The following is a 10437-nucleotide window of genomic DNA, read 5'->3' on the forward strand; positions in this document are numbered from 1 at the left end:
ATGGGCCTGTCGGGGGGCAGGACGACAGGGGGGACCCTAGCACGCACCGTGCGCCTTACGGAGGAAATCGGCGCCTTCCATTGGCCATCCCAGCCGTTGCGCTTGACACCCGCCCCATCAGCCGATCCCCTGACGGCAAGGCCGGGCTGACACGGCTGGAGGCGACGCACGTGAGACCCGAGGGCAGGGGGCCGCTCGACTCCCTCTATTTCACCTATCCGCATTTCGAGGCCACGCGTGCACCCGAGCTCGATGGTGACCGCACCGGGCACACCGTCGTCATTGTCGGCGCCGGGCCCATCGGCCTCACCGCCGCACTGACGCTGGCCCGCTACGGCGTGCGCAGCCTCGTCCTCGACGCCAAGCCGACCTTCAACGACGGCAGCCGCGCCACCTGCATCGCGCGGTCCAGTTTCCACATTTTCGAGCGCGTCGGGGCGGTGGAGGCTTTCCTCGCCAAGTCGCTGGGCTGGACCACGGGCCGCAGCTACTTCCGCGGCCATGAGATCTACCGGCTGGAAATGCCGGACTCGGCCGATGAGAAATTCCGGCCGATGTACAATCTCCAGCAGCAATACACCGAGCAGTTCCTCCACGATGCCTGCCTCGCCACCGGCCTGGTCACCATCCGCTGGCAGAGCGAGGTCGTTGCCACCGTGCCCCGCGCGGATGGTGTCACGCTCACCATTGCCTCGCCCCATGGCACATATCCGCTTGCGGCCAGCTGGGTGCTCGCCGCCGACGGCGCGCGCAGCCCGATGCGCGGCCATCTCGGCCTGCGCCTGCGCGGCGACAATTACGAAGGCCGCTACGTCATCGCCGACGTGAAGATGGCCCATGCCTATCCGACCGAGCGGCGCGCCTTCTTCGATCCCGCCTCCAATCCCGGCGGCACCATCCTCATGCACAAGCAGCCCGACGACATCTGGCGCATCGACTACCAGCTGCGCGACGGCGAGAGCCCCGAGGAGGCGGTGCGCGAGGCGACGATCCGCTCCCGCGTCGGCGCGATCCTCGCCGATATCGGCCATCGCGGGCCCTGGGAGCTGGAATGGTGGTCGATCTACACCGCCAACACCCTCGCCCTCGACGAATACCGGCACGGTCGCGTCATCTTCATCGGCGACAGCGCCCATATCGTGCCGATCTTCGGCGTGCGCGGCCTGAACAACGGCCTCGCCGACGCCCACAATGCCGGCTGGAAGCTCGCTTACGTCCTCAATGGCTGGGCCGGGGAGGGGCTGCTCGACAGCTACACGCCGGAGCGGCGCGGCGCGACGCTCGACGTCTTCGCCAATGCCACCAAGAGCACGCGCTTCATGACCCCGCCGACTAGAGGTCATCGCCTCATGCGCGAGGCGGCCCTCTCGCTCGCCATCGACGAGGATTTCGCCAAACCCTTCGCCAATCCCCGGCAGATGCAGCCCTACACCTATGCGGACAGCCCGCTGACGCCCTTCGCCCGTCGCGACGCGGAGTTCACCGCCGGCCCAGGAGCTGGTGCCGTCATCGCCAACCGCCGCACCGGCAACGGCTTCCTGTCCGACGCCATGGGCGATGGCTACACCGCGCTCGCCTTCGGTGCCGTGCCCGCCTTTGATGGGCTGGTGCAGGGTCTCGCGGCCCGCGATCCGCTGTTCCGCGCCGTGAGCGTCGGGGCGCCCGCAGCCCGGCCGCAGGATCTCACGCTGGAGGACACTGACGGCAGCCTCGCCGCGGCTTACGGCGCTGTCCCTGGCACGCTCTACCTCGTCCGCCCCGACCTGCATGTCGCCAGCCGTTGGAAGATTGTGGAGCCGGCCGAAGTGATCGCGACCCTCGAAGCGGGCCTTGGGAGGGCGGCATGAGCGTTGTCACGCAGGATCGGCCTGCGCCGTTGCCCTTCGAGGCCATGGAACGGCTCTACGAGGATCTGGCTGACGCGGTGGACCGCGCCGGCCCTGCGCAGGAGGCGGTGTTCCTAACGAAGCTGGTGATGGTCATGGCTCATCGGGCCGGGGACACGCTGGATTTCGAATCCTGCCTTGCGGCAGCCCTGGGCAATCTTTCCTGCGACGCCGCTCCCGATCCAGCCGCCTGCTGACGCGCCTCGGAGCGCCATGGGATCACCTTTGCGGTCCGTTCTCCAAAGGGCCGCCCTTATGACCATGACACTCTATTCCGGCCCGCTCAGCATGTTCGGCGCCAAGGCCGAGATCGCGCTGCGCGAGAAGGCCATGCCTTTCGATCTCGTGCTGGTGCCGTTCGACATGCAACGTCTCTACGAGCCGAAACATCCGGAGGTCGGGCGGATCAATCCGAAGCGGCAGGTCCCCGTGCTCGTGGACGGTGCTGTCGAGATTTTCGATTCGACCCAGATCTTCGAATACCTCGAACATCTGCAACCTCACCCGCCGCTATGGCCCGCGTCGCCAGCGGAGCGCGCCCGCGCCCGATTGATCGAGCATCTGTCGGACGAGGTCTATTTTCCGCCGGTCATCCGTCTGATGGGTCTCCAGGATCGGCCGGAGGACCCCATGGCCGTGGCCGCGCGCGATGCGGCGCGGGCCGCCTGCCACCGGTTCGAACAGCTGATCGGTGGGGGCGATTATCTCGCGGGCGCCTACTCCTATGCCGACATCGCCTTCTTCATGGCGCAGCTCTTCGGCGAGCGAATGGGTGCGAGACTTGAACCCGACACGCCGCGCCTGATGGCGTGGCGCCAGAGGATGGGGCTGCGGCATGCCGTGCGCGCCGTGGTCGGCCCGATGCTCGACTATCTGAGAGGGCAGGGCCGTCCGATCCCGCAGCCCTTCGAGGCCATCACGGCGGACTGACAGGGCAGGCCCTCACTCGTCCGCCCGACTGCCTTCGATGGCATCCGCGTCGCGGCCGCGGAAGCCCATGGCGAGCACGTAGAGCTCCTTGGAATCGGCCCGGCTCGCCTGCGGCTTGATGTGCTTCACCACGACGAAGTCGCGCTTGAGGTCGGAGAGCAGGTCGCCCTCCGTGCCGCCCTGCAGCACCTTGCAGAGGAAATGGCCGCCGGGCGCCAGCACCTCGCGGGCGAACTGGATGGCAAGCTCGGCGAGATAGATGATCTTGATCTGGTCGGTCTTGCGGTGGCCGGTCGCATTGGCCGCCATGTCCGAGAGCACCACGTCGGCCTCGCCGCCGAGCATCTCCTTCAGCCGGTCCGGCGCGTCGTCGGTGGTGAAATCGCCCTTCATGAAGGCGACGCCGGGAACGGGGTCGATGTCGAGCAGGTCGATGCCGACGATCTTGCCGCGGCCCTGTTCGAGGCCGATGCGCTTGGCCGCCACCTGCAACCAGCCGCCGGGCGCAGCGCCAAGGTCGACGATGCGCTGGCCGGGTTTGAGGAGCTTCGCCTTGTCGTCGATCTCGATCAGCTTGAAGGCGGCGCGCGAGCGCCAGCCCTCACGCTTGGCGCGGGCGACATAGGGGTCGTTGAGCTGCCGCTCCAGCCATTTCTGCTGGCTGGTCGTCCGCTTCTTGGCGGTCTTCAGCCGCACAGCGAGCTGGCGGCCGCCGCCACCACCGGATTTGCCCGTCATCGCGGTCCCCCGTGGCCCTGCGGCCGCTGGTCGTGGTGGCGGTTGTGGAACGGCCGGCGCCAGACGCCGTCCTGCCGCATGAGGCTGACGAGGATGCCCTCGCGCAGGCCCCTGTCCGCCACCCTGAGGCGACGACAGGGGAAATGCCGCCGCATCCCCTCGAGGATGGCACAACCGGCCAGGACGAGGTCGGCGCGCTCGGCGCCGATGCAGGGATGGGCGATGCGGTCCTCGTAGGTCATGGCGAGAAGCTGGTCGAGGATGACGTCCACCTCGCCGGCGCCGAGCCAGGCGCCGTCCACCCGCCGCCGGTCATATTTCGGCAGGCCGAGATGGACGCCGGCGAGCGTCGTCACCGTGCCGGAGGTGCCGAGCATGTGGAGGTGCTCGATCTGGCCGCCCACCTCGATCTCCCTGGCGAAGGGCTCGACCATGGCGGCGACCTCATCGACCATGCGGCCGAAGCTCTCAGCCGTCACGTGCTTGCCGTCATGGCGCTCGGCGAGCGTCACGACGCCGACGGGGAGGGAGGTCCAGCCGAGGATCTCCGCCGTCGGCGGGCCGCCATTGCGCCCCGGGCCGCGCGGCAGCAGCCAGACGATCTCGGACGAGCCGCCGCCGATGTCGAAGAGGATGACGCCGCGCGAACGCGGATCGGCCAGCGGCACGCAGCCCTGGGCGGCAAGCTGCGCCTCGGTCTTGCGGTCGACGATCTCCAGCGCCAGGCCCGTTTCGTCCCGGACGCGGGCGATGAAGGCCTCGCCGTTCTCCGCCTGCCGGCAGGCCTCGGTGGCGATCAGCCGGGCGCGCGCCACCTGGCGGTCGCGCAGCTTGGCGCGGCACACCTTGAGCGCATCGACGGCGCGGTCCATGGCCGCGTCGCTCAAGCGGCCGGTCTGGGCGAGGCCCTCGCCGAGCCTGACGATGCGCGAGAAGGCATCAACAACGCGAAAGCTCGCGCCCTCGGGTCTTGCGACGAGGAGGCGGCAATTGTTCGTGCCGAGATCGAGCGCAGCATAGAGTCGCCGCGGCCGGGGCTGGTGGGCGTCACGGCCATCCGCCGCTCCGCCCGGTCCGCCGGACCGCGGTCCCAATGCTCCCGGCGAACCGCCCGGCGGTTCGTGGGTCATGGCAACCTTTCCCACCGGCTGCCGGAACGCGAAGGGCATTCGACGGCAAGCCGGTTGATCTGTTCAGTTGCCCTGAATGTGGCAAAGGCAACCCTCCGCCGCAAGCGATTTGCCGTTTCACGACTTCCAGGCGGCTGGGGGCTTGAACCCACCGCGCCAATCGACTATGTCGGCGCCTCGCACCGGCGACGCGCCCTTTCAGGGGCGCTGCTGGGGGATAGTTTAATGGTAGAACAGCGGACTCTGACTCCGTTAGTCTTGGTTCGAATCCAGGTCCCCCAGCCAGCCCGGCGCGGATTTCCGACCTAAAGCCCTGAAAATCAGAAGAAGTACGTGGCCTTGCCGGCTGTGGACGCGCGTCCTTGCCCACCACGGACGCCGCTGGGCTAACCCATGCCTCCCTACCTGCGAAAACGCGGTTGAAAAGGCCACTTCGGTTGTAGAATTCCCGTTGACCTCATCATCGTTTGGGACGCGCGAGGTCAGCAGGGCCATCGGAGCGCTTTCCGCAGGGGAGGCGCGCCTGATTGGCTTCGTGTGGACATGCTTTTGTCATGACCGCGGCTGCGACATAGCACCACGTCATCTGCTGCGAAGCGACCGCGCAGGCGAAAAATCGGTGTGATATGAGACGCTTATCACCTTAAGCGTTTTCCCGATGGGAGCCTTGCAATTTTGCTGGCCTGCCCCCCTTTAAGGTTAGAGGCGCAACCGGCGCTTCGCCGTCTCAGGGCCGTCTCAAGGCCCTGCTGTTTCGGCACGAACAAGGTTTGGAGGAGATCCCATGGATCGTCGCAATTTCGTGAAGACCACCGCGGTCGCCGCTGCCGCGACCGCCGCCGTCGCAGCCCCGGCCATCGCCCAGTCGATGCCGCAAATCCGCTGGCGACTGACCTCGGGCTTCCCCAAGTCGCTCGACACGATCTACGGCACCGCCGAAATCATCGCGAAATATGTATCGGAAGCGACCGACGGCCGCTTCGTCATTCAGCCGTTCGGCGCGGGCGAAATCGTCGGTGGCCTCCAGTCGATCGACGCCGTGGTCCAGGGCACGGTTGAAATGGCCCACACGGCCGCGTTCTACAACTTCGGTCGCGACCCGACCTGGGGTCTCGCCACGTCTGTGCCGTTCCTCATGGGCAAGCGCGCCCAGGACGCCTGGCTCTATCAGGGCGGCGGGAACGAGATCATCGGCCGCTTCTTCGACGCCAACAACATCGTGGGCTTCCCGGCGGGTAACACCGGCACCCAGATGGGTGGCTGGTTCCGCCGCGAAATCCGCTCGGTCGCCGACTTGCAGGGCCTTAAGTTCCGCATCGGAGGCTTCGCCGGCCGCGTCATCCAGCGCCTTGGCGTCGTCCCGCAGCAGCTCGCCGGCGGCGACATCTATCCCGCCCTTGAGCGCGGCACGATCGACGCCGCCGAATGGGTTGGCGCCTATGACGACGAGAAGCTCGGCTTCAACCGCGTCGCGCCGTTCTACTACTATCCCGGCTGGCAGGAGGGTGCCTCCGTCCTCCACACCATGATTTCCAAGCCGAAGTGGAACGAGCTGCCGAAGCACTACCAGACCATCCTGGAACTCGCCTCGGCCTACGGCAACACCCACATGATCGCCATGTATGACGCCCGCAACCCGGCCGCTCTCCGCCGCCTGGTCCAGGGCGGCACGCAGTTGCGCGCCTTCCCGAACGACGTCCTCGACGCGGCCTTCCGCGCCGCGAACGAAACCTACGCCGAGATCTCGGGCCAGAACGCCACGTTCAAGACGATGCTCGACAGCGCGATCGCCTTCCGTAACGAGTTCTACCTCTACAACCAGATCGCGGATTACTCGTTCGACACCTTCATGATCCGCGTCCGCGCGCGGACCTGATCAAGCCTCTGAACGTCCCGCCGTGGTGCCTCCAGGTGCCGTGGCGGGACGATTTCGTCTTGAGCTCCTCCCCGAGAAAAGTCCGCGCCCGCCGGTTCACCGATCGAGCGCTTCCATCGAAACAGGACGTCCACCGTGTCAGGGTTGTTGTCTTTCTCCCGTTTCATCGACGCGATGAACGAGCGTATCGGTAAGCTCGCCGCCTGGCTTGTGCTGGCCGCGGTGGTCGTGTCCGCGGGCAACGCCATCATGCGCTACGGCATAAGCTGGTCGTCCAACGCCCTTCTCGAAACGCAATGGTACCTGTTCGGGATCGTGTTCATGTTCGGGGCCGCCTGGACCTTCCGATCCAATGAACATGTTCGGATCGACATTCTCTCATCAACTTTCTCGAAGCGCGTGCGCGACTGGACCGAGGTGGTCTGCCACATCATTTTCCTCGCCCCTTTCGTCGTCCTGCACATTTATTTTGCCATTCCCTCGTTCCTGTCGTCGCTACGCGCCAACGAGGGCTCGACCAATGCGGGCGGCCTTCTGGTATGGCCGGCACGGTTGATCATCATCATCGGCTTCACGCTTTTGCTGCTTCAGGGCATTTCGGAGCTGATCAAGCGCATCGCCATCCTGCGCGGCGACATCGAGGATGAACTGGTCACCGCCGCCACTGCCGCCGAGGAAGAGGTGGCCCGCGCAATCGCCGCACTCGACGTCGCCGACAAACCGGCGGTCGGTGCGGCGAAGCCGCTCCCCGCCGCCAAATCCTGATCCGGCACAGCAGGTCCGGCCTAACCCCTCCTCGCCAGCATCAATTCAGTTTCGGAGTTCGTCCGGTGACGCAGTTCATCATCGCCAACATGGCCCCGATCATGTTCGCTTCCCTGATCGCCTTCATGCTGGTGGGCTATCCGGTATCGTTCTCGCTTGCCGCCAACGGCTTGATCTTCGGCCTGCTCGGCATCCAGCTTGGCCTGTTCCAGCCGGCCTTTCTTCAGGCGCTGCCCGATCGCGTTCTAGACGTGATGCGCAACGAGGTGCTGCTCGCAATTCCCTTCTTCACCTTCATGGGCCTCATCCTCGAACGAAGCCGAATGGCCGAGGACCTGCTCGACACGATGGGCCAATTGTTCGGCCCCGTTCGCGGCGGCCTTGCTTATGCGGTCATTTTCGTCGGCGCGCTGATGGCGGCGACGACGGGCGTCGTCGCGGCGGCCATCATCTCGATGGGCCTGATCTCGCTGCCGATCATGCTGCGCTATGGCTATGACCAGCGCATCGCCTCCGGCGTCATCATGGCTTCCGGCACGCTCGCCCAGATCATCCCACCCTCGCTCGTTCTGATCGTCGTCGCAGACGTCCTCGGCGTCTCGGTCGGTGACATGTATGCGGGCGCGATGATCCCGGGCCTCATACTGGCCGCTTCCTTCGCGCTCTTCATTTTCGTGGTCACCCTGTTCAACCCGAACCTTGCCCCGCCGCTCCCGCTCGAAGCCCGGACCTTGGGTAGCGGCATTACCTCGCTGTTCATGGTGATCGCGGTCGCTGTCGCGGTAACGGTCGGGGTTACCTGGTATCTCACCGCTCCAGGCCGACAGGCTCCCGAAGTATTCGGTGCAGCGGCGGGCGTTGTCGTTGCATATCTGATTGCGCTCGCCAACAAGAGGCTGAACCTCAACCTGTTGTCGCGCCTTGCGACGCAGGTGATCATGGTTCTGGTTCCCCCGCTCGCTCTGATCTTCCTGGTTCTCGGCACGATCTTCATCGGTCTTGCGACCCCAACCGAGGGGGGAGCCATGGGCGCGGCCGGCGCGGTTGTGCTTGCCGCGATCAATCGGCGTCTTGATTTCAAGACGATCAAGTCGGCAACCGAAGGAACGCTCAAGCTTTCCGCCTTCGTCATGTTCATTCTGATCGGCGCCCGCGTCTTCGCGCTGACTTTCTATGGCGTCGATGGCAATATCTGGGTGAAGAACCTCCTGCTGGGCCTACCCGGTGGCCAGATAGGTTTCCTTCTATTCGTCAATCTCGTCGTATTCTTCCTCGGATTCTTCATTGACTTTTTCGAAATATGTTTCATTCTTCTGCCCCTCATTATCGCACCAGCGCAAGCGCTTGGCATCGATCTTGTCTGGCTCGGTGTTCTGCTTGGCGTGAACCTTCAAACGTCGTTCCTGACGCCGCCTTTCGGCTTCGCGCTGTTCTACCTGCGGTCCGTCGCGCCCAAGGCCGATTATGTCGACAAGGTAACCGGCAAGCTGATCCCAGGGATCTCGACCACCACGATCTATAAGGGCGCGGTGCCGTTCATCGCCGTTCAATCGGTGATGGTGTTTATCGTGTTCTTCTTCCCGGGCATCGTGACGCACTATCGCGATGTCGGTGTGAAACTCGACGCAGGGCAAGTCCAGCAGCAGCTCGACAATATCGTCGTGCCGGGGATCGGCGGGCCGGGCGGTATGCCGGGCAGCCCGTCCTTCGACATGCCGCCGCCGCCCAGCTTCCGGTAAAGCCTATTCGGCGGCGGCCGGCCGCCGCATAGCGGCCCACCGGGCCGTCACCGCGACCGCATCGCAGGCCATGCGCCTGTCGAGGCCGCCTGGGAACGCGTCCCAGGCGGCTTCAAAGCGGGCGGCACGCTGATGACGAGCGGAAGGCCGTTTGTCACTGCCGCGCTTCGGACGTCCGGAAACGTGTTTAAACCGGGCCTTTTTCGCTCTTTTCGCCCAAGTTTGGCATTGCCCACCTTGGCTGAGAGTCCAGGTCCCTCCGCCAGCCGTGCGTGCCCTTTCAGCGCCAATCTGACGTTCGTCCTCGACGCATGATGCGACGGGCGCGCACCGGAACGATGCGCGCCGCGTCGGACTTGAATCCTGAAATTTGGACCGCGAGGCGCGCCCCGCGTTACTGCGCCTGCATTCCGGCCTTGGTCGCAACGTCCTTCCAGAGCGTGATCTGTTCGGTGACGCGCCGCGTCATCTCCTCGGGCGTGCTGGTGCTGGGATAGCCGCCGAGGCTGGCGAGGCGCGCGCGTACGTCCGGCGTGTCCACGGCCTGGCGGATGGCCGTGTTGAGCCGATCCACCACCGGCCGCGGTGTGTCCTTGGGGGCGGCGAAGCCGATCCAGGCCATCATCTGCAGGCCCGGCGAGACGCTTTCCGAGAGCGTGGGGACCGAGGGCGTCGCCGGCCAGCGCTGGGGTCCGGTGACCGCGAGGGCGCGCAGCTTACCGCCTTCGATGGAGGAGAGCACCGCCGCACCCGGCGCGATAATAAAGTCGACGCTGTTGCCGAGAACCCCGGTAATGGCGCCGGAATCGCCGCGATAGGGCACGTGGACGAACTTCACGTCCAGCGCGCTCGACATGAGCTCGAGGCCCATATGATGGCCCGTTCCAACACCCGCAGTCCCGGCGGTCACCGTGCCGGGCTTGGCCTTCGCCTCGGCGACCAGGTCTTGGATCGTGCGGAAGCGCGAGGCCTCGTTGACGACAATGAAGAAGGGGAAGTCCGTCACCATCGACAGGAACTGGAAGTCGGCGACCGGGTCGAAGTTCAGGGATTTCACGAGGGCCGGCGAGATGGCGTGGGCCGTCGTCAGCAGCACGATCGTGTAGCCATCGGCCTCAGCGCGGGCGGTCGCCTGCGAGGCGATGTTGCCGCCGGCGCCGGGGCGGGGCTCGACGATGAGGCTCTGCCCCAGCGTCTTGCGCATCTCCTCGCCCATGATGCGGGCGACGATGTCGGCATTGCCGCCGGCGGCGAAGCCGTGCAGCACGCGGATCGGGCGGTTCGGATAGTCGCTGGCGGCCGCCGGCGCGCTCCAGGCGAGGGCGGCGGCGAGAAGGCTGGCGATCAGGCGCATCGGGTGGTTCCTCCGGTGG

Annotated in this window: 9 protein-coding genes and 1 tRNA gene; 7 read left to right on the forward strand and 3 right to left on the reverse strand. The window is 65.9% G+C overall.

Features of this window, described 5'->3' with window-relative positions:
* The first annotated feature begins 170 nt into the window (after positions 1 to 170).
* From O9344_RS19720 to O9344_RS19730, 3 genes are all read left to right on the forward strand, one after another.
* Entirely contained in the window at positions 171 to 1847 is a 1677-nt protein-coding gene (locus O9344_RS19720; protein WP_298481289.1) for an FAD-dependent monooxygenase, read from the forward strand.
* The gene (locus tag O9344_RS19725; RefSeq protein ID WP_298481291.1) at positions 1844 to 2083 is read left to right on the forward strand and encodes a hypothetical protein; all 240 of its coding nucleotides are present in this window, start codon (positions 1844 to 1846) and stop codon (positions 2081 to 2083) included. The genes O9344_RS19720 and O9344_RS19725 overlap by 4 nt, the downstream gene beginning before the upstream one ends.
* Positions 2084 to 2147: 64 nt before the next feature.
* Complete coding sequence (locus O9344_RS19730; RefSeq protein ID WP_298481310.1) at positions 2148 to 2816, forward strand: glutathione S-transferase family protein; 669 nt, start codon at positions 2148 to 2150, stop codon at positions 2814 to 2816.
* Positions 2817 to 2828: 12 nt separating this feature from the next.
* Here O9344_RS19730 and O9344_RS19735 read toward each other — a convergent pair whose 3' ends face one another.
* Both O9344_RS19735 and O9344_RS19740 read right to left on the reverse strand, forming a co-directional pair.
* Positions 2829 to 3554 (reverse strand): RlmE family RNA methyltransferase, encoded by a 726-nt coding sequence (locus O9344_RS19735; RefSeq protein WP_298481293.1) that lies wholly within the window; start codon positions 3552 to 3554, stop codon positions 2829 to 2831.
* Entirely contained in the window at positions 3551 to 4684 is a 1134-nt protein-coding gene (locus O9344_RS19740) for a Ppx/GppA phosphatase family protein (protein WP_298481295.1), read from the reverse strand. The genes O9344_RS19735 and O9344_RS19740 overlap by 4 nt, the downstream gene beginning before the upstream one ends.
* Positions 4685 to 4895: 211 nt before the next feature.
* Between O9344_RS19740 and O9344_RS19745 the strand changes: the two genes are divergently transcribed.
* The 4 genes from O9344_RS19745 (at position 4896) to O9344_RS19760 (ending at position 9064) form a co-directional block, all read left to right on the forward strand.
* Positions 4896 to 4969: transfer RNA gene (locus tag O9344_RS19745), tRNA-Gln, on the forward strand.
* Positions 4970 to 5468: 499 nt separating this feature from the next.
* Entirely contained in the window at positions 5469 to 6560 is a 1092-nt protein-coding gene (locus O9344_RS19750) for a TRAP transporter substrate-binding protein (protein WP_298481297.1), read from the forward strand.
* A 135-nt stretch (positions 6561 to 6695) separates the two neighbouring features.
* A complete protein-coding gene (locus tag O9344_RS19755) occupies positions 6696 to 7325 on the forward strand; it encodes a TRAP transporter small permease subunit (protein WP_298481299.1) in 630 nt (209 codons plus the stop codon).
* Between the two features lie 65 nt (positions 7326 to 7390).
* Positions 7391 to 9064 carry a TRAP transporter large permease subunit gene (locus O9344_RS19760; protein ID WP_298481301.1) on the forward strand — a complete coding sequence of 558 codons (1674 nt, stop codon included), beginning with the start codon at positions 7391 to 7393 and terminating at the stop codon, positions 9062 to 9064.
* A gap of 394 nt (positions 9065 to 9458) precedes the next feature.
* On the opposite strand, the gene O9344_RS19765 is transcribed toward O9344_RS19760, so the two are convergent.
* On the reverse strand, positions 9459 to 10437 hold a 979-nt coding region (locus tag O9344_RS19765), incomplete at its 5' end, for a tripartite tricarboxylate transporter substrate binding protein (RefSeq protein ID WP_298481303.1).

The organism is Phreatobacter sp. (assembly GCF_027532945.1).
Lineage (GTDB): Bacteria > Pseudomonadota > Alphaproteobacteria > Rhizobiales > Phreatobacteraceae > Phreatobacter.